This is a genomic window from Streptomyces sp. Isolate_45 (assembly GCF_024721315.2).
Lineage (GTDB): Bacteria > Actinomycetota > Actinomycetes > Streptomycetales > Streptomycetaceae > Streptomyces.
Map to the genome: position 1 here is coordinate 21,849 of NZ_JANFAK020000065.1, position 21,406 is coordinate 43,254.

The 21,406-nt window shown below is 74.5% G+C and carries 16 protein-coding genes and 1 riboswitch; of the genes, 8 read left to right on the forward strand and 8 right to left on the reverse strand.

What is annotated here, in order from left to right; genetic code table 11:
• The first annotated feature begins 105 nt into the window (after positions 1–105).
• Together NOD94_RS21375 and NOD94_RS21380 are read left to right on the forward strand one after the other, a co-directional pair.
• Positions 106–1,368 carry a hypothetical protein gene (locus tag NOD94_RS21375; protein ID WP_281207642.1) on the forward strand — a complete coding sequence of 421 codons (1,263 nt, stop codon included), beginning with the start codon at positions 106–108 and terminating at the stop codon, positions 1,366–1,368.
• On the forward strand, positions 1,352–2,122 hold the full coding sequence (locus tag NOD94_RS21380) for a hypothetical protein (protein WP_281207626.1): 771 nt from the start codon (positions 1,352–1,354) through the stop codon (positions 2,120–2,122). Before NOD94_RS21375 ends, NOD94_RS21380 begins: the two co-directional genes overlap by 17 nt.
• Positions 2,123–2,190: 68 nt before the next feature.
• On the opposite strand, the gene cobN is transcribed toward NOD94_RS21380, so the two are convergent.
• Positions 2,191–5,808 carry a cobaltochelatase subunit CobN gene (gene cobN / locus NOD94_RS21385; RefSeq protein WP_281207627.1) on the reverse strand — a complete coding sequence of 1,206 codons (3,618 nt, stop codon included), beginning with the start codon at positions 5,806–5,808 and terminating at the stop codon, positions 2,191–2,193.
• Between the two features lie 32 nt (positions 5,809–5,840).
• A riboswitch (cobalamin riboswitch) is annotated at positions 5,841–6,000 on the reverse strand.
• Positions 6,001–6,332: 332 nt separating this feature from the next.
• On the opposite strand from cobN, the gene NOD94_RS21390 reads away from it, so the two are divergent.
• Genes NOD94_RS21390 through NOD94_RS21400 form a run of 3 tightly spaced genes read left to right on the forward strand, consistent with a single transcriptional unit; the run spans position 6,333 to position 9,833 of the window.
• The gene (locus NOD94_RS21390; RefSeq protein ID WP_281207628.1) at positions 6,333–7,676 is read left to right on the forward strand and encodes a cobalamin biosynthesis protein CobG; all 1,344 of its coding nucleotides are present in this window, start codon (positions 6,333–6,335) and stop codon (positions 7,674–7,676) included.
• Positions 7,677–7,689: 13 nt separating this feature from the next.
• The gene (locus NOD94_RS21395; RefSeq protein WP_281207629.1) at positions 7,690–8,337 is read left to right on the forward strand and encodes a precorrin-8X methylmutase; all 648 of its coding nucleotides are present in this window, start codon (positions 7,690–7,692) and stop codon (positions 8,335–8,337) included.
• On the forward strand, positions 8,334–9,833 hold the full coding sequence (locus tag NOD94_RS21400; protein WP_281207630.1) for a precorrin-2 C(20)-methyltransferase: 1,500 nt from the start codon (positions 8,334–8,336) through the stop codon (positions 9,831–9,833). The genes NOD94_RS21395 and NOD94_RS21400 overlap by 4 nt, the downstream gene beginning before the upstream one ends.
• A gap of 174 nt (positions 9,834–10,007) precedes the next feature.
• On the opposite strand, the gene NOD94_RS21405 is transcribed toward NOD94_RS21400, so the two are convergent.
• Genes NOD94_RS21405 through NOD94_RS21420 form a run of 4 tightly spaced genes read right to left on the reverse strand, consistent with a single transcriptional unit; the run spans position 10,008 to position 14,152 of the window.
• The gene (locus NOD94_RS21405; protein ID WP_281207631.1) at positions 10,008–10,883 is read right to left on the reverse strand and encodes a cobalt-precorrin-6A reductase; all 876 of its coding nucleotides are present in this window, start codon (positions 10,881–10,883) and stop codon (positions 10,008–10,010) included.
• Positions 10,873–11,622 (reverse strand): precorrin-4 C(11)-methyltransferase, encoded by a 750-nt coding sequence (gene cobM / locus NOD94_RS21410; RefSeq protein WP_281207632.1) that lies wholly within the window; start codon positions 11,620–11,622, stop codon positions 10,873–10,875. Before cobM ends, NOD94_RS21405 begins: the two co-directional genes overlap by 11 nt.
• Positions 11,619–12,938: a precorrin-6y C5,15-methyltransferase (decarboxylating) subunit CbiE gene (cbiE, locus tag NOD94_RS21415; RefSeq protein ID WP_281207633.1), complete on the reverse strand. Its 1,320-nt coding sequence runs from the start codon at positions 12,936–12,938 to the stop codon at positions 11,619–11,621. Before cbiE ends, cobM begins: the two co-directional genes overlap by 4 nt.
• Positions 12,935–14,152, reverse strand: a complete 1,218-nt coding sequence (locus NOD94_RS21420) for an MFS transporter (RefSeq protein ID WP_281207634.1) — start codon at positions 14,150–14,152, stop codon at positions 12,935–12,937. Before NOD94_RS21420 ends, cbiE begins: the two co-directional genes overlap by 4 nt.
• A 272-nt stretch (positions 14,153–14,424) precedes the next feature.
• On the opposite strand from NOD94_RS21420, the gene NOD94_RS21425 reads away from it, so the two are divergent.
• Positions 14,425–15,393, forward strand: coding sequence for an ArsR family transcriptional regulator (locus NOD94_RS21425; protein ID WP_281207635.1), 969 nt, complete (start codon positions 14,425–14,427; stop codon positions 15,391–15,393).
• Positions 15,394–15,513: 120 nt separating this feature from the next.
• Positions 15,514–16,917 (forward strand): FAD-dependent monooxygenase, encoded by a 1,404-nt coding sequence (locus NOD94_RS21430; protein ID WP_281207636.1) that lies wholly within the window; start codon positions 15,514–15,516, stop codon positions 16,915–16,917.
• Positions 16,918–16,980: 63 nt separating this feature from the next.
• On the opposite strand, the gene NOD94_RS21435 is transcribed toward NOD94_RS21430, so the two are convergent.
• Positions 16,981–17,916, reverse strand: coding sequence for a trypsin-like peptidase domain-containing protein (locus NOD94_RS21435; protein ID WP_281207637.1), 936 nt, complete (start codon positions 17,914–17,916; stop codon positions 16,981–16,983).
• A gap of 199 nt (positions 17,917–18,115) precedes the next feature.
• Between NOD94_RS21435 and NOD94_RS21440 the strand changes: the two genes are divergently transcribed.
• A complete protein-coding gene (locus NOD94_RS21440) occupies positions 18,116–19,180 on the forward strand; it encodes a phosphatidylinositol-specific phospholipase C domain-containing protein (RefSeq protein ID WP_281207638.1) in 1,065 nt (354 codons plus the stop codon).
• A 71-nt stretch (positions 19,181–19,251) separates the two neighbouring features.
• Here the strand turns inward: NOD94_RS21440 and NOD94_RS21445 are convergent, their stop codons facing one another.
• Both NOD94_RS21445 and NOD94_RS21450 read right to left on the reverse strand, forming a co-directional pair.
• Positions 19,252–19,965: a 4'-phosphopantetheinyl transferase superfamily protein gene (locus tag NOD94_RS21445; RefSeq protein ID WP_281207639.1), complete on the reverse strand. Its 714-nt coding sequence runs from the start codon at positions 19,963–19,965 to the stop codon at positions 19,252–19,254.
• A gap of 10 nt (positions 19,966–19,975) precedes the next feature.
• Positions 19,976–21,247, reverse strand: coding sequence for an MFS transporter (locus NOD94_RS21450; RefSeq protein ID WP_281207640.1), 1,272 nt, complete (start codon positions 21,245–21,247; stop codon positions 19,976–19,978).
• Positions 21,248–21,406 lie beyond the last annotated feature (159 nt).

The window sequence follows — 21,406 nt, forward strand, 5'->3', positions numbered from 1 at the left end:
CCTCCACGCCTTGATCGGTGCGGCCGCCCCGGCGGCCCGCTCGATCTTCGCGCGTGGCTTCCTTTGACGCTTCGCGACGCGAATGAAAGAGTGCGGATCATTGTCATGTCCGCGGTTTTCACTGGCAGGTACCGCTTGTCGCACTCAACAGAGCCGAGAGAAGCCCGCATCGACGATGCGGGCAACATCCTTGTCGCGCCTTCCATGTTGCGGGACCACGCCTCGATCAGGGACTTCTTCGGGTCCACGATCACGCCCGAGGACCTGGCCTCCGGTTCGCGTGACCTCGCGGGGAGGTCCGTCTATCTGTGTGGCGATGTATCCGGGATCAGTGCCCGCCAACTGCAAGCGGCCGAGCGGGTGTTCGTCATCCGGGAGCTGTCGCACGGTTACCGCGAGGGCGTCGACGAACCTTGGACCGCCGTCGACCTCGGTCGGGTTCCCCTCCGTGTGCACGGCGTCGGCGTGTACTACCGCCGCTTCTTCGCACCCGGCGCCGATCACTTCGGTCGGATCCGCGCGGAGCATGAGTTCCAGTCCCTGACGGAGTCCACCAAGCCCGGAACCGCGCATCGCAGCGGGATCTATCTGACGCCCGTCACACGAGACGATGACGAACTGCATTTCCGCCTGCTCCGGTGCTCCACGAATCTCTCGGGGCCGACCGAGAACTTCCGCCCGACCGACACGAGCATCGTCGAGGATCTGAACCGCGAGGCCGCCGCCGTCTTCCGGGACCAGGCACCGCTGAATCACGTCCTCGCCCAGATCTACCACAACACCGCCGCCACGGCCGAGCGCAAGCAGTCCAAGGCGAGGATCTCGGCCCACGCCGACAAGACCAAAGACATGCCGGTCAACGGCATCATGGCGTTCTGCACCTTCTACGACGGGATCGACGCGCTGCGGCCCCTGGCCGAAGACGCCTTCGATCACGGCGTGCGGGGTGCCAGTGGACTGACCAAACTCCGCTTTCGCCTCAAGGACCCGACCGGGGAACGCGACGGGGTCGCGCTTCCCGCGCAGTTCACGCTCACCCTCCACCCCGGCTCCGTGTTGTTCATGCCACTGTCCACCAACCGCCTGTACACGCATGAGATCCGGCCCTCGGCTTTGGACGCGGACCTGCTCCCGACCCGTTTGGGATACGTGGTGCGCTGTTCGAGCGCCGAAGCCGTCCACAAGCTCGGCCGGACGTTCCTCAAGGTGGGAGGAGAGCTGGTGAAGCTGGGGCCACCCACTCCGGCCGGCCTGGACGAGCTGCGCAGGCTGTACGCCGAGGAGAACAGGACCTCGTCCTTCATCGACTACGGCGAAGAATTGCTCTTCAGCATGAACACGGGAGACTACGTTGCCCCCCGAGCCTAGGATCTCGGACGAGATCCTCTCGTTCGCGTTGCCGACCGGGGAGAACCCCTTCGCGGAGCTGTCCGCTTCGGCCCGTATGGAAGACGCGGGAAAAGGCCGGCGAGGCGCCGTGCTCACCCGGATCGACGACGCGGGTGACGTGCCCCTCGTACGCACCACCACTCGGTACGGCAGCCCGGCACGGTGTTTCCGGGCGGCGCACGAACGGCTGGCGCGGACGATTCAAGAACGAGCGGGGCTGTCGGTCGGCTTCAACAACGCTCTCATCGAGAATTACACGAACGCGTACCGAACCATGGGCAGTCATTCCGATCAGGCCCTCGACCTTGCCGACGAGTCGTTCGTCGCCGTCTTCTCCTGCTATCAACATCCCGAAGCGGGCCCGCCGAGGAAGCTGATCTTCGAAACGAAGGGATCCGGCGGCGAGAAGTTCGAGATCCCGCTCACGCACAACGGTGTCGTCGCGTTCTCCGTCGCCTCGAACCGGCTGCTCAAGCACCGGATCGTGTTGGAGGCGCCCGTCGGGACGGCGGACAACCAATGGTTGGGCGTGACCTTCAGAACGTCGAAGACCCTCGTTCGGTTCCGCGACGGACACGCGTACCTCCCGCAGGGCGCGCGCCTCACGTCGGCCGACGACGAGCAGAGGCGCGAGTTCTACCGACTGCGGCGCCGTGAGAACGACGAATCGGATTTCAGCTACCCCCTGCTGACGTACACCATCAGTGAGAGTGATCTGATGCCGCCGGTCTGACCCGCGGGCCCGGAGGTTCCGGCGGCATGCGCGCAAAAGGGGCGCATGCCGCCGGAGAGCAGGGGCTGTTACTCCGCCTCGCCCTCCAGGTTGCCCTCCGTGTCCAGGTAGACCTGGCGCAGGGATTCCAGGATCTGCGGGTCCGGCTTCTCCCACATGCCGCGGGACTCCGCTTCCAGCAGGCGCTCGGCGATGCCGTGCAGGGCCCAGGGGTTGGCCTCCTCCAGGAAGGCACGGTTGGTCGGGTCCAGGACGTACGTTTCCGTCAGCTTGTCGTACATCCAGTCGGCGACCACCCCGGTCGTGGCGTCGTAGCCGAAGAGGTAGTCGACCGTCGCCGCCAGCTCGAAGGCGCCCTTGTAGCCGTGGCGACGCATCGCCTCGATCCACTTGGGGTTGACGACGCGGGCGCGGAAGACGCGGGAGGTCTCCTCCACCAGGGTCCGGGTCTTGACCGTCTCCGGGCGGGTGGAGTCGCCGATGTACGCCTCCGGGGCCGTGCCGCGCAGCGCGCGGACCGTGGCCACCATGCCGCCGTGGTACTGGAAGTAGTCGTCGGAGTCCGCGATGTCGTGCTCGCGGGTGTCCGTGTTCTTCGCCGCGACGGTGATCCGCTTGTAGGCGGTCTCCATCTCGTCCCGGGCCGGGCGTCCTTCGAGACCGCGGCCGTACGCGTACCCGCCCCACACCGTGTAGACCTCCGCGAGGTCGGCGTCCGTGCGCCAGTCGCGGGAGTCGATCAGCTGGAGGATGCCGGCGCCGTACGTGCCCGGACGGGACCCGAAGATACGGGTCGTCGCGCGCCGCTCGTCACCGTGCTCGGCCAGGTCCGCCTGGGCGTGGGCGCGCACGAAGTTCGACTCCGCGGGCTCGTCCAGGGACGCCGCCAACCGCACCGCGTCGTCGAGGAGGCCGATCACGTGCGGGAACGCGTCGCGGAAGAAGCCCGAGATGCGCAGCGTCACGTCGATACGAGGGCGCCCCAGCTCGGCGAGCGGGACCGCCTCGATGCCGGTGACGCGGCGCGAGGCCTCGTCCCACACCGGGCGGACGCCCAGCAGCGACAGGGCCTCGGCGATGTCGTCGCCCGCCGTGCGCATCGCGCTGGTGCCCCACAGGGACAGGCCCACCGAGGCCGGCCACTCGCCGTTGTCGGTGCGGTAGCGGGTCAGCAGGGACTCCGCGAGCGCCTGACCCGTCTCCCACGCGAGGCGGGACGGGACGGCCTTCGGGTCGACCGAGTAGAAGTTCCGGCCGGTCGGCAGGACGTTGACCAGACCGCGCAGCGGGGACCCGGACGGGCCGGCCGGCACGAAGGAGCCGTCCAGGGCGGACACCACGTGGGCGATCTCGTCCGTCGTGCCCGCCAGGCGCGGCACGACCTCGCGCGCCGCGAAGTCCAGTACGGCCGCCACGTCCGCGGAGTGGCCCGCCGCGACCTCGGCGACCGCGTCCGCGGACCAGCCCGCGTCCTCCATCGCCTGCACCAGCGCGCGGGCCTGCTCCTCGACCGCGTCGGCCGAGGTGCGCGTGGCCGCCGACTCGTCCAGGCCCAGCGCCTCGCGCAGACCCGGCAGGGCCGTCGTACCGCCCCAGATCTGGCGGGCGCGCAGGATCGCGAGGACCAGGTTCACCCGGGCCGCACCGGTCGGCGCGCCGCCGAGCACGTGCAGCCCGTCGCGGATCTGGGCGTCCTTGACCTCGCACAGCCACCCGTCGACGTGGAGCAGGAAGTCGTCGAAGCCGTCGTCGTCCGGACGCTCCTCCAGACCCAGGTCGTGGTCCAGCTTCGCAGCCTGGATCAGGGTCCAGATCTGCGCGCGGATCGCCGGCAGCTTCGACGGGTCCATCGCCGAGATCTGCGCGTACTCGTCGAGGTGCTGCTCCAGCCGGGCGATGTCGCCGTACGACTCCGCACGCGCCATCGGCGGCACCAGGTGGTCGACCAGGGTGGCGTGCACGCGGCGCTTGGCCTGCGTGCCCTCGCCCGGGTCGTTGACCAGGAACGGGTAGATCAACGGCAGGTCCCCGAGCGCGGCGTCGGGCGCGCAGGACGCGGACAGGCCCGCGTTCTTGCCCGGCAGCCACTCCAGGTTCCCGTGCTTGCCCAGGTGGATCATCGCGTCGGCGCCGAAGCCGCCGTCCTGCTCGCGGGCCTGGATCCAGCGGTACGCGGCCAGGTAGTGGTGCGACGGGGGCAGGTCCGGGTCGTGGTAGATCGCGATCGGGTTCTCGCCGAAGCCGCGCGGCGGCTGGATCAGGATCAGCAGGTTCCCGCGGCGCAGCGCCGCGAGGACGATGTCCCCCTCCGGGTTCGCGGAGTGGTCGACGAACATGTTGCCGGGGGCCTCGCCCCAGTGCCGCTCCACGCTCTCGCGCAGCTCGGCCGGCAGCTGCGCGAACCAGCGCCGGTAGTCGGCGGCCGGGATGCGGACCGGGTTGCGGGCCAGCTGCTCCTCGGTCAGCCAGTCCTGGTCGTGGCCGCCCGCCTCGATCAGCGCGCGGATCAGCTCGTCGCCGTCCCCGGAGACCAGCCCCGGGATGCCGTCCGCGGGACCGAAGTCGTAGCCGCCGGCGATCAGGGTGCGCAGCAGCTCCACGGCGCTGGCCGGGGTGTCCAGGCCGACCGCGTTGCCGATGCGGGAGTGCTTGGTGGGGTACGCGGAGAGGACCAGGGCGACCTTCTTGTCGCGCCGGTCGATGTGCCGCAGTCGGGCGTGGCGCACGGCGATCCCGGCCACGCGGGCGGCGCGCTCCGGATCGGCGACGTAGGCGGGCAGACCGTCCTCGTCGATCTCCTTGAAGGAGAACGGGACGGTGATCAGGCGGCCGTCGAACTCGGGGACGGCGACCTGCGTCGCGGCGTCCAGCGGGGACAGCCCCTCGTCGTTCTCCTCCCACGTGCCGCGCGACCCGGTCAGGCACAGGGCCTGCAGGATCGGCACGCCGAGCGAGGCGAGGGCGCCCGCGTCCCAGGACTCGTCGTCGCCGCCCGCGGAGGCGGTCGCGGGGCGGGTGCCGCCGGCCGCGAGGACCGTCGTGACGACCGCGTCCACCGACTCCAGGGCGGTGATCAGCTCCGGCTCGGGGGTGCGCAGGGAGGACACGTACAGCGGCAGCACCTGTGCGTCATGGGCCTCGACGGCCTCGCACAGGGCGTGCACGAAGGCGGTGTTGCCGCTCATCTGGTGGGCGCGGTAGTACAGCACGGCGACGACCGGACCGGTGGTGCGGCCCGGGGTGCGTTCCAGGGGGCCCCAGGTCGCGGAGGCGGCGGGCGGCTCGAAGCCGTGACCGGTCAGCAGGACCGTGTCGGAGAGGAAGCGGGCGAGCTGGTCCAGGTTGGCCGGGCCGCCGTGCGCGAGGTAGCCGTGCGCCTCGGCGGCGATGCCGATCGGGACGGTGGACGCCTCCATCAGCTGCGCGTCCGGGGCCTGTTCGCCGGTCAGCACGACCACCGGGCGGGTCTGGCCGGGCGCCAGCAGCAGGTCGAGGCCCTCCTGCCAGGCGCGCAGGCCGCCGAGGAGGCGTACGACGACCAGGTCGACGCCGTCGAGGAGCCCGGGGAGGTCGTCCAGCGGGAGACGGGAGGGGTTCGCGAACCGGTACGGGACGGGGCCGTCCGCCGTGTTCGCCGCGCGGGCGCTCAGCAGATCGGTGTCGGACGTCGACAGCAGCAGGATCATGCGGCGGCAGGCCTTCCTCGGGGTTTCCGCGCCCCGGGCAGTGTGAGGACAGCGGGAGTTCCTGACTCACCCCGGTCGCCGGATCGCTCCGCGGGGTTCACAGTGGCGGGACCGCGCCGGATTCGCACCGGGCTTCCTCCCATGTCGCCGTCCTCGGCGATGACGGGCCGAACGGTCCGTCGAAAGGTCATCCTAGGCGGCCGGGTCCCCGGCCGGAATGTTCGGGGTGGCCGGGTGCCGGTGCGGGTGCCGGTGCGGGTGTGTTGGGGGGGCTCTGCCCCGGGCCCCGCGCCTCAAACGCCGGCGGGGCTGGATCGGGCGGGCGTCGGTGGGAGCGGGGTCGGTGGCGCGGGGTGCGGGTGCCGGTGTGTCGGCGGGGCTCTGCCCCGGGGCCCGCGCCTCGAACGCCGGCGGGGCCGGATCGGGCGGGTGTCGGTGGGGCCCGGTGGGTTGTGGCTGGTCCGGGGGGTGGGGTGGCGACGGACACAGGTCGGGGTGGGGGAATCGTGGGTATGCTCGCGGCCATGCCCCAGCCCCCTTCCGCCGCGTCGCGGGACGAACCCGTCATGCGGGAACGCGGTGACGCCTGCCCCGGCGCGCTGCGCCTGCACGCGGCGGACGACGGGCTGCTGGCGCGGGTCCGGATCCCCGGCGGGCTGCTCACGGTGGAGCAGGCGACCGTGCTCGGGCTCGCGGCGGACCGGTTCGGCGACGGGCACCTGGAACTCACCTCGCGCGGCAACGTCCAGCTCCGGGGCCTGACGGAGGACTGCGGCGCGGGACTGGCGAAGCTGCTGACGGCGGCCGGCCTGCTGCCCGCGCCCACCCACGAACGCGTGCGCAACATCGTGGCGACCCCCGTGTCCGGGCTCTTCGACGACGGACGGCCCGACGTCACGCCGTGGGTCGGGGAACTGGACCGGCTGCTGTGCGCGAGCACCCGCGCGGCCGCCCTGTCCGGGCGGTTCCTGTTCGCCCTCGACGACGGCCGCGGCGACGTCGCCGCGCTCGACCCCGACGTGACCGCCCTCGCCCTGCCCGCCGGCCGGGCGCTGATCCGCCTCGGCGCGGCCGAAGGGGCCCTCGAAGTCGCCACCGCCGACGCCCCCCGAGCGGCGCTGCTGGCCGCCGAGTACTTCCTGGACACGGCCGACTCCGCCGGTACCCGCGCCTGGCGCGTCGCCGAGCTGCCCGACCGACACGGCCTGCGCGCCGACGAGTTGGGGCGGCGCCTGGCCGCCGCCGGGATCGACGCCACCCCCGTGTCCGACGTGCGGTGGCCGTACGCGCCGCCGCCGCGCCCCTGGGGCACCGGCGCGGGAGACCTGACCCCCCTGTGCGTGCTGCCGCCCCTGGGCCGGATCGACTCCGGCCAGTGGAAGCTGCTCGTACAAGTCGCCTCCCGGGGCAGGGGCGGTCTGCGGATCACCCCCTGGCGGACCGTCATCCTGCCGATGGCGAGCACCCGTAGGCCCATCAACGGCGCCGACCGGATCGAGTCGGCCGGTCTGGTCATCCGGGCCGACGACCCCTGGCAATCCGTCACCGCCTGTACGGGGCGGCCCGGTTGTGCCAAATCCCTGGCCGACGTACGGGCCGACGCGCGCGCGGTCGTCGCCGGGTCGACCGGAGCGCTGCCCGTGCACTGGTCCGGCTGCGAGCGCCGGTGCGGGCATCCGCGCGGCACCGCCTGGGTGGACCTCGTCGCCACCGGGGACGCGTACGCGCTCTCCGTGCACGGGCGGGACCCCGTACCGGCCGACCGCGAAGGCCTGGCCGCCGCACTCAAGGCCGCGCGTGACAGCGGCGACGGCGAGAGCGGCGACAACGTCGGCACCACCAGCACGTCCACCTCACCGCCGCAGTGAAGACAGTGAAGAAATGAGCGAGTACACCGTGTTCGAGTACGAGAAGGACGGCGCGGCCATCTACCGCCAGTCCTTTGCCACGATCCGCGCCGAGGCGGACCTCTCCGGGCTGCCCGCCTCCGTCGCCCAGGTCGCGGTGCGCATGATTCACGCCTGCGGCATGACCGACCTCCCCCAGGACCTCGGATACACCCCCGAGGTCGTCCTGCGGGCTCGCGCCGCCCTGGAGGCCGGCGCGCCGATCCTCTGCGACGTCCAGATGGTCGCCAGCGGCGTCACCCGCAAGCGGCTGCCCGCCGACAACGAGGTGATCTGCACCCTCTCCGACCCGGCCGTACCGGAACTCGCCGCGAGGATGGGCACGACGCGCAGTGCCGCCGCCCTCGAAGTCTGGCGCGACCGGGGCCTGTTGGAAGGTTCCGTGATCGCCGTCGGCAACGCGCCGACCGCGCTGTTCCGGTTGCTGGAGATGATCGAGGAGGGCGCCCCGCGCCCCGCCGCCGTCATCGGCGTACCCGTCGGCTTCATCGGCGCCGCCGAGTCCAAGGACGCCCTCGCCGCGCACCCCTCGGGCCTCGACCACCTGATCGTGCGGGGCCGGCGCGGTGGCAGCGCCATCGCGGCCGCCGCCGTCAACGCCATCGCGAGCGTGGCCGAATGAGCACCGCACCGGCCAAGGGACGCCTCTACGGCGTCGGGCTCGGCCCCGGCGACCCGTCCCTGATGACCCTGCGCGCCGTCGAGGTGATCGCCGAAGCCGACGTGGTGGCCTACCACAGCGCCCGCCACGGGCGTTCCATCGCCCGCTCGATCGCCGCGAAGTACCTGCGCGACGACCACGTCGAGGAGCCGCTGGTCTACCCGGTCACCACCGAGACCACTGATCACCCCGGCGGCTACCAGGGCGCGATGGAGGAGTTCTACGAGGCCTCCGCCGCCCGTCTCGCCGCCCACCTGGAAGCCGGCCGCACCGTCGCGGTGCTCGCGGAGGGCGACCCGCTCTTCTACGGCTCCTACATGCACATGCACAAGCGCCTCGCCGACCGCTACGAGGCCGAGGTGATCCCCGGAGTCACCTCCGTGAGCGCCGCCGCCGCCCGGCTCGGCACCCCCCTCGTCGAGGGCGAGGAGGTGCTGACGATCCTGCCCGGCACCCTGTCGGAGGAGGAGCTGACGGCCCGGCTCGCCGCCACCGACTCGGCGGTCGTGATGAAGCTCGGCCGGACCTTCCCCACGGTCCGGCGGGCCATGGAGAACAGCGGCCGGCTCGCGGAGGCCCGCTACGTGGAGCGCGCCACGATGGAGGGCGAGCGCACCGGACTCCTGGCGGACACCGACCCGGAGTCGGTTCCGTACTTCGCCGTCGCCGTCGTGCCCAGCCGGATCGGCAACCCGGGCAGCGTGCCGTCCGGCCCCGGCGAGGTCGCCGTCGTCGGCACCGGCCCGGCCGGGCCGCTGTGGCTCACCGCCGAGACGCGGCGGGCGCTGGCCGACGCCGAGGTGCTCGTCGGGTACACGACCTACCTCGACCGGATCCCCGCCAGGCCGGGCCAGGTCCGGCACGGCTCCGACAACAAGGTGGAGTCCGAGCGGGCCGAGTTCGCCCTCGACCTCGCACGGCGCGGCAAGCGGGTGGCCGTGGTCTCCGGCGGCGACCCCGGGGTCTTCGCCATGGCCACCGCCGTCCTGGAGGTGGCCGCGCAGCCCGAGTACGAGGACGTGCCCGTACGGGTCCTGCCGGGGGTGACCGCGGCCAACGCGGCGGCCGCCGCGGCCGGAGCCCCGCTCGGCCACGACTACGCGACGATCTCGCTGTCCGACCGGCTCAAGCCCTGGGAGGTCATCGCGGAACGGCTGCGCGCCGCGGCCGCCGCCGACCTGGTGCTCGCCCTGTACAACCCGGGCTCCCGCAGCCGCACCTGGCAGGTGGCGCAGGCCCGGGAGCTGCTCCTGGAGCTGCGGCCGCCGCAGACCCCGGTGGTCGTCGCTCGGGACGTGGGCGGTCCGGAGCAGTCGGTGCGGATCGTCACGCTGGCCGAACTGGAGCCGGCCGAGGTGGACATGCGCACCATCCTGCTGATCGGCTCCTCGCAGACCCGGGTCACCGAGCGGCCCGACGGGTCGAGGGTCACCTGGACGCCGCGCCGCTATCCCTGAGCCGCTCCGGCGGTCGACCCTCCGCGAAGAGCGGTAGGAGCGGGGCGGGACGGCGGAAGTCGCCCCGTCCCGTTCCGTCGGCTCCCGCCCGTCCGGAACACCACGAGGACGACCGGCGGCGAGGAACCGCTTGCGCCGACGGGGGCGCGGGGCGGACGGGGCGTGGTGTCCGGGTCAGGAACCGCCGGCATCCGTGGACGGTTCGATGCCGTCGCCCGGGGCGTCGCCGGCACCGGGGGTGCCCAGCCACCGCAGCGCCGCCCCGACCGATCCGACCTCGGCGACGCCCGCCGGCACCGGGGGGCGGCGCACGACGAGGACCGGGATCCCGGCCTCGCGGGCAGCCGTCAGCTTCGGGGCGGTCGCCGCACCGCCGCTGTCCTTCGTCACCAGCACGTCGATCCGGTGCCGGGCCAGCAGCTCCCGCTCCTCGTCGAGACCGAACGGGCCCCGCGCCAACAGCACTTCCAGTCGCGGCGGCACCGCTCCGGCCGGTGGATCCACCGAACGCACCAGGAACCAGGTGTCGGTGAGTTCCGCGAAGGCGTGCAGCCCCGTCCGGCCGGTCGTCAGGAAGGCCCGCCCGCCCAACGACGGCAGGGCGGCGGCGGCCCCGGCGAGGGAGTCCGTGAAACTCCAGTCGTCACCGGGCCCCGGAGTCCAACCCGGGCGGCGCAACGCGAGCAGCGGCACGCCCGAAAGCGCCGACGCGGCGGCCGCGTTGAAGCTCATCCGCTCCGCGAACGGGTGCGTGGCGTCGATCAGGTGCGTCACCCCGTGGGCGGCGGTCCAGTCCGCGAGACCGGCGGGCCCGCCGAAACCACCGATCCGGACCTCGCCCGGCGGCAGCACGGGCGCGGCGACCCGGCCCGCCAGCGAGGTCGTCACCCGGTACGGGACCTGCCGCGACAGCGCCTCCGCGAGGCGGCGGGCCTCCGTCGTACCGCCCAGCAGCAGGACGTGCCCGAGCGGCGCCCGGACGGAAGCCGGAGCCGGTCCATCCGGGGCGGGAGCCGGTTCGGCGGCGGTGGGACCCGGTTCAGCAGGCATGCCGGTCGCGCTCGGCGGAGTACAGGTGACTGTCGCGGAACTGCTCGGCGCCCAGCGTGCGACCCACCAGGATCACCGCGGTGCGCACCAGACCCGCCTCCTTCACCTGGCCGGCGATGTCGGCGAGGGTCCCGCGCAGGACCAGCTCGTCGGGTCGGCTGGCCATGGCGACCACGGCCGCCGGGCAGTCGGCCCCGTAGTGCGGCAGCAGTTCCTCGACGACGCGGTCCGCGTACCGGGTGGCCAGGTGCAGCACCAGCAGCGCGCCGCTGCGGCCGAGCGTGGCCAGGTCCTCGCCGGGGGGCATCGGGGTGGCCTGCTGGGCGACCCGGGTCAGGATCACGGTCTGGCCGACCGTGGGCACCGTCAGCTCCCGCTTCAGCGCGGCCGCCGCCGCGGCGAAGGCCGGTACGCCGGGCACGACCTCGTAGGGGATGCCCGCGGCGTCGAGGCGCCGCATCTGCTCGGCGACCGCGCTGAACACGGACGGGTCGCCCGAGTGCAGCCGGGCCACGTCGTGACCCGCGGCGTGGGCCCGTACGAACTCGGCGACGATCTCGTCCAGGTTCAACTGCGAGGTGTCGACGAGCCGGGCGTCCGCCGGACATTCGGCGAGCAGCTCGCGCGGTACGAGACTGCCCGCGTAGAGGCACACGGGCGCCGCGGCCAGCCGTCGGGCACCGCGCACGGTGATCAGGTCGGCGGCGCCGGGGCCCGCCCCGATGAAGTACACGGTCATGTCCGGTCCACCTCTGCCTCGTTCGTACGGATCGCGTTGTGCGCGTCGTTCACCGGGGCGGCCGCGTCCGCCGCCCGCGCGGCGGGCTTGGTCACCGACCATTGGGTGACCGCCATCGCCTGCCGCCAGCCCGTGAAACCGCCGACCGGCACGGCGTGCGCGACGGCCAGTTTCACCAGGTCGCCGCCGTGCCGGCGGTAGCGGTCGGTGAGGACCGCCTCCGATTCGAGGGTGACCGTGTTGACGACGAGCCGGCCACCGGGGGCCAGCGCCTCCCATGCCGCGTCGAGCAGGCCCGGAGCGGTCAGCCCGCCGCCGATGAACACCGCGTCGGGCGCGGGCAGCCCGTCCAGGGCCCCGGGCGCCGCACCGGTGACCACGCGCAGTCCCGGGACCCCCAGGGCGTTCGCGTTGCGGGTGATGCGGGCGGCCCGCTCCGATACGCGCTCCACCGCCACCGCCCGGCAGGACGGGTGCGTGCGCATCCACTCGATGCCGATCGAACCGGAGCCGCCGCCGATGTCCCACAGCAGCTCGCCGGGGGCCGGCGCCAGCGCGCACAGGGTCGCGGCGCGGACGTGCCGCTTGGTGAGCTGACCGTCGTGCTCGTACGCGACGTCCGGCAGGCCGGGGGTGGCGCCCAGGCGCGGGGTCGGGTGCGCGGGGTCGCGCCGGCAGTCCACGGCGACCACGTTGAGGGCGTCACCGGGCGGGTGCTCCCAGTGCTCCGCGGTCCCCTCGTGGAGGTCCTCGCGTTCGGAACCGAGCTGTTCCAGCACCCGCATCCGGCTCGGGCCGAAGCCCCGCTCCCGCAGCAGCGCGGCGATCTCGCCGGGGGAGGCGGCTCCCGCGCTCAGCACCAGTACCCGACGGCCCTCGAAGAGGGCGGCCGTGAGTCGGGCCACGGGACGGCCGACGACGGTGACCACCTCGGTGTCCTCGACGGGCCAGCCCAGCCGGGCGCACGCGTACGACACGGAGGAGGGGTGGGGGTGGACCAGCAACCGCTCCGGGCCCAGTTCCTCACCGAGGGCGCGGCCGATCCCGTAGAACATGGGGTCCCCGCTGGCCAGCACGGCGATCCGGCGGCCCGCGTGCTCGGCGGTCAGCTTCGGCACGGCCGGGCGCAGCGGGCTCGGCCAGGCGACGCGCAGGCCGGGGCAGGCGTCGGCGGGCAACAGGTCCAGTTGGCGGGGTCCGCCGATCAGCACCTCCGCCGAGGACAGCGCGGACCGCGCGGCGGCGGTGAGCCCGGCCCAGCCGTCGGCGCCGAGGCCGACGACCGTCACCGGGGCGGGGGGTGCTGGGGAGCTCACTGCGCGGTACCTCGGGCAACGGGAGAAGGAGCGTGCGGGGGACGGACCCGCAGCTTACTGGGGTGGAGCCCGGGCTCCAGTGCCAGGGTGACCGCCACCGAGGCGGTGGCCAGAGCGGTGATCGCGACGGCCGGCGAGGTGTACTGGGCGACGGCTCCGGCGAGCGCCGCGCAGACGCCCTGCATCGTCAGCATTCCGGCCGAGTGCAGTCCGAGGGCCTGGCCCTGGGTGCCCTCGGGGAGCAGCGGGACGAGGCGCTCCTGCATGAGGAGGCCGGCCGAATAGCCGACGGAGGCGACGGTGACGGTCGCCGCGGCGACGACGGGCCCGGGCTCCAGGAGGAACACCGGGTAGGGCGCGGCGAGCAGCAGCCGGAGCGGGGCCGCGAGCCGGATCCGCAGGCGGGCGGGCAGCCACCGCCCGGCGACGGTGTCCCCGGCGAGCATGCCGGCGGCGGCGCAGCCGAACAGCAGCCCGGCGTGCGCGGGGTCGTAGGGGACGAACAGGGACTCGCAGCCGACGATCAGCCCGTTGGGCACCCACAGGGCGAGGTAGAGGTGACGTCGTGCCGGGTCGGAGAGGAGCAGGACGTTGATCCGCCAGGTCTCGCCCGCGGAGGGACGCCCGCCCGCCCGGGCGGGGCGGCGGCTCAGGCCCAGCCGGACGGTGAGGGCCGCTGCCAGCCCCAGCCCGGCGGCCACCAGCAGGGCCCCGCGCGGGGACAGCACGGCGAGGAGCAGCCCGCCGAGGGCGAACCCGGCGATCTGTGTCACGCCCGCGCAGACGGCGAGCAGGGACCGGCCCGTGAGGTAGTCCCCGGCGGGGAGGATCTCGGTGAGCAGTCCGTACCGGACCCCGCCGGCGAGGGAGTCGGCGAGGCCCTGGCCGAGGAGCACGGCCAACACCGCCCACCAGGGCAGGCCGGGCACGGCGAGTACGGCGGCGCCGGCCGCGCCGAGCGCCGCCAGGGAGCCGAGGGCGGCCCGCGGGGGCAACCGGTCGGCGGCGGAGAGCAGGAGGGTCGCACCGAGCACCTGGGCGAGGGAGGGGCCGAACATCGCGAGGGCCGCGAGGAGCGGGCTGCGGGTGCGGTCGTAGACGAGCACGCCGAGGGCGAGCCCGCCGACGGTCGCCGCGCCGACGCGCAGCGCGGCGGCGGCGAAGAACGGCACGAACTCGGGGACACGGGCGAGCGAGCGGTAGGAGCGGGGCATGCGGGGAGTCTCGGGGCGGGTGGGGGCGCCGCCCCAATGTTTCGCGTGGGAGCGAAACCTCGCGGGCGGGTTCGGGGGTTCCGGGTGCGCGGGCGGGGGTGACCGGCGGGGGCCGGGCCGGTGGCCGGTGGCCGGTGGGTGACGCGGGTCCGGCCGTGTGGTGGGTCGCGCGGGGCCGGCCCTGTGGGGGTGGGGCCGGCGGAGCGGGCGGGGCAGGGCGGGGGAGACTGGGCCGTCCGGGTTGGTGGGCGGGGGAGCGGGAGGCGGGGCGGATGGGCTGGTGGCGGATCGACACGGACGCGTTGGCGCGGAGCCGGTTCGTGGTGTCCGCGCTCGCGGAGACCACGGCCGCACTGATGGCGTTGCACCGGCGGACCGCGACGCACCCCGCCGAGCGGGTCTGGCTGGAGGACCGGTTCCCGCACTACCGGGCCCACCTGGCAGCCGAACCCCTGACGGCGGAGCTGGTACGGGCGGCCTTCGGCCGGACGTGGATCGCGGGGTACCTCACCCCGCCGCCCGACGGGCGCGCGTTCGAGGAGGAGCTGGCCTCCGTACGGGCCACCCCGGACGCGGTCGTGCGCACGGACCTCCGCGCCGCTTCCGGGCTCCCCGACGCCCTCGCCCGCGCCCGGGGGCTGGGCCCGAGGACTGCGGAGCTGCTGGAGTGGGTGTGGGCGGAGGCCGTGCGCCCGGACTGGGAGCGCCGCCGCCGGGTGGCGGAGGCCGACGTCCTGGTCCGTACCCGGCACCTCGGCCGGGGCGGCCTGGCCGAGGCCCTGTCCGGGATGCGGCCGGACATGGCCTGGCTCGGCGAGGGGCGGCTGCGGATCAACCTGCAGCAGCGACGGCCGCGCGAACTGTCGGGGGAGGTCGGGCTGGTCTTCGTGCCCGTGACCCCTGGGCACGGGTGGGTCAGCTGGACCGGGACCCGTCGGCACGCGCTGGTCTACCCGTGCGCGGGCCAACTCACCCAGGGCGCCGCGCGGCCGGCCCCGCAGGCCCTGGTCCGGCTGCTGGGGCCGGTGCGGGCGAAGGTGCTGGTCCTGCTGGAGAGCCCGAAGTCCACGACGCAGCTGGTGGCGTTGACCGGGTACAGCCTCGGAGCGGTCGCCGGACAGCTGAAGGTCCTCCTCGCCGCGGGGCTGGTCCTGCGCCGGCGCACGGGGCGCACGGTCCTCTACAGCCGGGTCGCGGCGGGCGACGTCCTCGTCGCGGCGGCGACCCCGGACGGAGCCTGACCCCGGCCCCGGCAGGGCGGGGCGGGCGCCCGTGAGCGCCCCCTGGCGCCCCCCGGACGCCTCCGGGCGCCCCGGGCCGGGGCCTGACCGCGGCGCGCGGCCCGCCCGACAATCGGGGGTATGGACGACACTCCGGACAACCACCCAGAAGCCCGGGACGACCACGCGGTGGTCCTCGGGGCCGGTCTCGCCGGGCTGTTGGCGGCGCGGGTGCTCGCGGAGCGGTTCGCCCGCGTCACCGTGGTTGAGCGGGACGAACTACCCACCGAGGGGCCTGAGTTCCGGCCGGGAGTACCGCAGTCCCGGCACGCGCACGTGCTGTGGTCGCGGGGCGTGGACGTGATGGAGCGACTGCTGCCGGGGATCACCGCCGCATTACTGGAGGGCGGCTCCGCCCTGCTGGAGTCGCCGCGGGACTTCCTGTGGCTGAGCCCGGCCGACTGGTTCCGTTCCGTGCCGGGCGCCCCCGTGCTCGTCGGCAGCCGCGAGCTGATCGACTGGTGCGTGCGCCGCGCCGTACTGCGGGACCCACGGATCGGGATCCTCGACGGCCGCCCGGCGAGCGGGCTCCTCGCCGGTGAGGACGGCCGCTCGGTCGCCGGGGTGACCCTGCGCGGCGGCGAACCGCTGGCCGCCCGCCTCGTCGTGGACGCCACCGGACGCACCTCCAGGGCCCCGGCCTGGCTGGCGGCCCTCGGTCACCCCTGCCCGGCCGTCACGCGCTACGACTCGCACCTCGGCTACTCCAGCCGCCTCTACGCCACCCCACCCGACCCGGACCGGGGCTGGCACGGGATGTACGTCCAGGGCCGACCGGACAGCCCGCGCGGCGGCGTACTGGTGCCGCAGGGCGGGGACCGCTGGCTGGTGACCCTCATCGGCAACGGCGAGCACGCCCCCTCCACCAAGGAGGAGGAGTTCCTCGGCTTCGCCCGGAGCCTGCGCAGCCCCGCCCTGCACGACGCCATCCGGGGCGCGACCCCGCTGTCCGACCCCACCGGTTTCCGCGGCACCGCCAACGAGCGGCGCCACTACGAGCGCATGGACCGCCTGCCCGACGGATTCCTGGTCATCGGTGACGCGGCCTGCCGCTTCAACCCGGTCTACGGGCACGGGATGACGGTCGCCGCGCTCGCGGCGCAGGCCCTGGACGAGGCCCTCACCGGGCTCGCCCCCGGGCGGATCCCGGCCGCCACCCGGCGGATCCAGCGGGCCACGGCGGACGCGGCGTCCGTCGCCTGGCAGATCGCCACCAGCGAGGACATGCGCTACGCGCAGACGGAGGGGCCGCCGCCCGACCGGGCGACGAAGGTACTGCAGCGTTACATGTCCCGCGTCATGGTCGGCGCCAATGCCGACCCGGCGCTCTCGTCCCGCTTCTTCGGGGTGCTGTCGCTGTCCACCCCGCCCAACGCCCTGCTCGGACCGGCGACGATGCTGCGGGTCCTGTCGAAGTGGCGCCTGCCGACCACCCCCGCGACCTCCGCCTACCCGCCCCACCATCCGCCGCCACCGGGCCCGTAGGGCCACGGCCGGCCCGGGTGACGGGGACGTCGGCGGCCGGTGCGCCCCACGGCCGCCCGTCGGTCAGCCGGCCGGGGCCGTGGTCGCGCGCTCGTACAGGGCACGGGCGTCCGCTCCGAGATGGCTGCTGTACGAGGTTTCCTCGTCCCCGCCCCCGTCGCGGCCGCCGATCACCCCGATCAGGGTCCGGTCCCCGGTCACGACGGGGCCGCCACTGGTGCCGTTGGGTACGTCCGCGCAGTCCAGCCGCAGCTGCGTCGGTCCGGCGGCGACGGCCGTGTTGGCGCAACCCAGCGGCTCCTCTCCGTCGTTCGGGTAGCCCACCAGCCGCGCCGGCGCGGGCAGTTCGGGCCCGAAGCCGGGCGACAGCGCCCCGGCGACCTCCTCCAGCGCGGCCCCGGGCTCACCGGCCCGGCGCACCCGCAGGAAGGCCACGTCGTGGTCCGGGTCGGCCGAGCGGCTCCAGCGGGGGTCGACCTCGATGCGGGTGGGCACCCAGACGCCGTACGGGGCGACCCCGTCCCGGTAGCCGGGGACGAAGGCGAGGTTGGTGCGGAAGCCGCCCTGGTACACGCAGTGCGCGGCGGTGACGACGAGGTCGCCGGTCGGGGAGTGGAGCACGCTCCCGGAGCAGTGGTGGTCGCCGTCCCAGTCCGGGCCGGGCGAGAACAGGGCCCCGATCGAGGGATCGGTGGGCACGGGCCGGGCCTCCAACGGGTCGGAGGGCCGCCACCCGGCGGCCGGGTCCTGTCCGGTCGCGGCGAGCGGACGGGCGCCTGCCGCGACGCCCTCGCGCAGGGTCGCCCGTACGTCGGCGCCGGCCCGATCCGCGAGCCCGGGATCCTGTACGTAGCTTCCGCGCGCGGCGTCGCCCCGCGCGACGGGCCCGAACAGCGCGGCCAGTTCCGCCCGGTGGGCGAAGCCGCCGGCCACCAGGGCGCAGCAGGCGACGGCCGGCAGGAGGACCCGTACGGTCCGCCCCCTCGTCCAGCCCGGCATCAGGTGCTCCCGCCCTCGTCGATCCTCCACCGCCCTGTTCGACGGGCGCAAAGGCGGCAGGGGTTCCCGGACCGGAACGTGTCCGCCCTCACAGCCGGCCCCGCCGTCCTCGGCCCGCCATCCGCCGTCCTTCCGCCCGTCACCGAACTCCCATACCCTCCAGGCGACTTACGCGCCGGTAACCGAGGGAGTCGACGGCATGAGCATACGGAATCGGATGGCGGGCGCCGCGGTGGCCGCACTCGCGGCCCTGGGCCTGGTCCTGGGCACGGCCCCGGCGGGAGCCGCAGCCCCGCAGGGCACGGACGGCCTGCCGTTCGCCGGCTCCACGGGCGTCGGGGTGCACAACGCGTACGAGAAGACGAAGTACCCGTACTTCGCCGACGCCCTGGACTCCGGGGCGGCGATGCTGGAGATCGACGTGTGGACCAACTTCTTCGGGAGCTCCTGGCGCGTCGCGCACGACAACCCCTTCGGCAACGACAACAACTGCGAGAACGCCGGCAACGCCGCCCAGCTGCGCACCAAGTCCCGCAACCAGAACCTCGCGGGCTGCCTCTCCGACATCCGCAGCTGGCACGACGCCCACCCGGGGCACCGGCCCGTCGTCCTGAAGATGGAGCTCAAGGACGGCTTCGCCGCCAATCTCGGGCGCGGCCCCGCCGAACTCGACGCGCTGCTCAACTCCAAGCTGGGCGACGCCCTCTACCGGCCCGGCGAGCTCGCCGCCGGCCACCCCGACCTGGACACCGCCGCCCGCGCCGGGGCCTGGCCGAGCCGGGCGGGCATGGCCGGCAAGTTCCTCGTCGAGCTGATACCCGGCACGCTGGAGGAGGGCAACGGCGCCGACAAGCTGTGGACCGACCGCGAGTACGCCCAGCACCTGCGCTCCCTGGCCGCCGCGGGCCTGCTCGGCCGGGCCGCGGCGTTCCCGGCCGTGCACCGGGCCGAGGCGGGGGATCCGCGCGGCCGCTACGCCGACGCCACGCTCCGCCCGTGGTTCGTCGTGTTCGACGGCGACGCGAGCGCGTACGTCGGGAGCGGCATCGACACCGGCTGGTACGCCCGCAACAACTACCTGCTGATCGCCACCTCCGCACACGGCGTCGCCCCCGCCATCGACGGCGTCCGCCCCACCGAGGCCCAGGCCCGCGACCGCGTCGCGCTGCTGGCCGGCCGGCACGCCACCGTCGTCTCGGCGGACTGGTACCCGCTGCCCGCCGTCCTCGCCACCGTCCTGCCCCGCGGCCAGGGCGTGTCGTGAAGGCGCCGCCCGGCCCGCGGCGACCGGCAGGTACGCCGGGGGCCGGGGGCCGGGCCGGGAGCGGGGTTCGGTCACCGGCGCAGGGCCACCGCCGCGCGGTGGCCCTGCGGGACCCGCACGTCCGTCAGGGACCACCCCGGCGGTTGGGCGGGGGTCCGTCCCGACCCCACGTAGTCGGCCGCCGGGTTCTCCGACAACCCCACGCCGAGCCCCTTGAGGTAGGCCTCCTTGCGGGTCCACACCCGGGTGAAGGCCACCGGCCGTTCCTCGGACGGGAGCGCGGCGAGTTCCGCCGCCTCCCTCGGGTGCAGGACGTCGGCGGTGTCCGCGATCAGGCCGGGGGCGACGAGTTCCTCCACGTCCACGCCGACCGGCGCGTCCGCGAAGGCCAGCAGGCTGAGCCCGGTGCAGTGCGACAGCGAGAAGTGCAGGGCCCCGCCCGGCAGTACGGGCCGGCCGTGCGGCTCGTCGCAGTGCGAGCACGGCGCCCGCTCGACGGTCACCTCGCGCGGGGCCAGGCCCAGGTAGGCGCCGAGCAGCCGGCGCAGGGCGACGTGCGCGCAGACGTAGCCGTCCCGGTCCGCGGCCCGCGCGAACTCGGCGGCCCGCGCCAGTTCCTGGGCGTCGAGCGTGCCCGGCGCGTGTCGGGCGGCGTGCGCCCGATAGGCGCTGGTGTCCACGAGCCACAGCTGCGGACTCGCGGGCACCACCACCGCCCGGGCGGGCCCGGGGTCGGTCAGGCGGCGCGGAACCAGCAGCCGGCCGTCGGCGGTCGCGGTGGCCATGGCCTCCCCCTCACACCGAGGCCGTGACGGGCGCCCGCGCCGCGGCGGGTTCCTCGGCGTGGACGGGGTGGCGCAGCGCCAGGACGGCGGCGACCGGCGACACGAAGGCGATGGCACCGCACACCAGCCAGGTCGTCTGGACGCCGATGACGAGCGACAGCGAACTGAAGACGGCGATGGAGATCGGGGCGGTGCCGATCCCGGCGAGGGACAGGGTGGACATCGCGGCGCCCATCCGGTCCTCCGGTGCGGACTGCTGGTAGAGGGTGACGATGGCCGGGCCGTTCAGCCCCGAGAGCAGGCCCACCCCGGCCGCGACGGCCGTCAGCGAGAGCACCGAGGGCATCAGGGCCATCACGAGGATCCCGGCGGCGAGTCCGACGCCGGTCACCACGAGCCGTACGAACATGGGGATGCGGTGTGCGAGCGCCGCCCCGACCGCGCTGGAGCCCAGGGCGCCCACGCTGAACGCCGCGAGGACGATGCCCACCGCGCTCACGCCCCAGCCGCGCTCGGAGACCAGCAGCGGCAGGGCCACCTCGGCGGGCCAGCTGAACGCCAGGTCCAGGCAGAGGGCGGCGACGAACATCCAACGCAGCCTCGGGTGCCGCGCCAGCAGTCGGAACCCGTCGCCGGACCGCTTGACCAGGGAGACCCCGGGCTCCGGCTTCGGGCGGACGAAACCGTGGGTGACGTGCAGCAGGCAGCCGAGCCAGACGGCGCCGGTGACCGCCCCGACCAGCATCGCCACCCACAGTTCCCCGACGGTGATCAGGAAAGCGCCGGCGGGGGCACCGAGGATGGGAGCCACGCGCAGCACCATCGCGTACAGGGAGTTGGCACGGGCCAGCTGGTCGCCCCGGGCGAACATGGGCAGCAGGACACCCGACGCCGGGCCGGCCAGCCCCAGCAGGATCCCCTCGATCAGGGCGATCACCACCAGCGGCCACAGCTCCTGGGTGGTGGCCGTGACGACCGCGCCGACGGCCAGCAGCGCCACCCGGGCCGCGGTGGTGCGCAGCAGGACGAAGCGGGGGCCGAGGGTGTCCGCGACGGCCCCGCCGAAGATCAGCATGAGGGCGCGGGGCACGGTGGCGGCGAGCATCAGCAGCGTCACGGCGCGGGTGCCGCCGAGCTCGACCGCCGTCCAGTTCATGGCGATCAGCAGGGCGAAGCTGCCGAGTTGGACGGCGGCCTGGCCGCCGACGAGGGAACTGACGCGGCCCCACTGCACCCGCTCGTGGTCGGGGGGCCGGACGGGCTGCGGTACGGGGGTGTCCATGGGGCACCTTCTCTGGGAGGGCGTACGGGGGAGGTGGGATCGGGGGCTTGCGGGCCGTGCCGCTACGGGTCGGGGGCGGGACTTCGCGTCGGTCGTCGTGCGGGCCGGGGCCCGCGGCGCGACAGGCGGCCGGTGTGGCACTCGGGCGTGCGGGGCGCG

What these genes read in the sequence shown, in the direction of transcription:
- NOD94_RS21430 (WP_281207636.1), top strand. Translation starts at nt 15,514, where the DNA reads ATGGACGACACTCCGGACAACCACCCAGAAGCCCGGGACGACCACGCG.
- NOD94_RS21440 (WP_281207638.1), top strand. Translation starts at nt 18,116, where the DNA reads ATGAGCATACGGAATCGGATGGCGGGCGCCGCGGTGGCCGCACTCGCG.
- NOD94_RS21400 (WP_281207630.1), top strand. Translation starts at nt 8,334, where the DNA reads ATGAGCACCGCACCGGCCAAGGGACGCCTCTACGGCGTCGGGCTCGGC.
- NOD94_RS21405 (WP_281207631.1), bottom strand. Translation starts at nt 10,883, where the DNA reads ATGCCTGCTGAACCGGGTCCCACCGCCGCCGAACCGGCTCCCGCCCCG.
- NOD94_RS21420 (WP_281207634.1), bottom strand. Translation starts at nt 14,152, where the DNA reads ATGCCCCGCTCCTACCGCTCGCTCGCCCGTGTCCCCGAGTTCGTGCCG.
- NOD94_RS21425 (WP_281207635.1), top strand. Translation starts at nt 14,425, where the DNA reads ATGGGCTGGTGGCGGATCGACACGGACGCGTTGGCGCGGAGCCGGTTC.
- NOD94_RS21445 (WP_281207639.1), bottom strand. Translation starts at nt 19,965, where the DNA reads ATGGCCACCGCGACCGCCGACGGCCGGCTGCTGGTTCCGCGCCGCCTG.
- NOD94_RS21450 (WP_281207640.1), bottom strand. Translation starts at nt 21,247, where the DNA reads ATGGACACCCCCGTACCGCAGCCCGTCCGGCCCCCCGACCACGAGCGG.
- NOD94_RS21395 (WP_281207629.1), top strand. Translation starts at nt 7,690, where the DNA reads ATGAGCGAGTACACCGTGTTCGAGTACGAGAAGGACGGCGCGGCCATC.
- NOD94_RS21390 (WP_281207628.1), top strand. Translation starts at nt 6,333, where the DNA reads ATGCCCCAGCCCCCTTCCGCCGCGTCGCGGGACGAACCCGTCATGCGG.
- NOD94_RS21435 (WP_281207637.1), bottom strand. Translation starts at nt 17,916, where the DNA reads ATGCCGGGCTGGACGAGGGGGCGGACCGTACGGGTCCTCCTGCCGGCC.
- NOD94_RS21375 (WP_281207642.1), top strand. Translation starts at nt 106, where the DNA reads ATGTCCGCGGTTTTCACTGGCAGGTACCGCTTGTCGCACTCAACAGAG.
- cobM (WP_281207632.1), bottom strand. Translation starts at nt 11,622, where the DNA reads ATGACCGTGTACTTCATCGGGGCGGGCCCCGGCGCCGCCGACCTGATC.
- cobN (WP_281207627.1), bottom strand. Translation starts at nt 5,808, where the DNA reads ATGATCCTGCTGCTGTCGACGTCCGACACCGATCTGCTGAGCGCCCGC.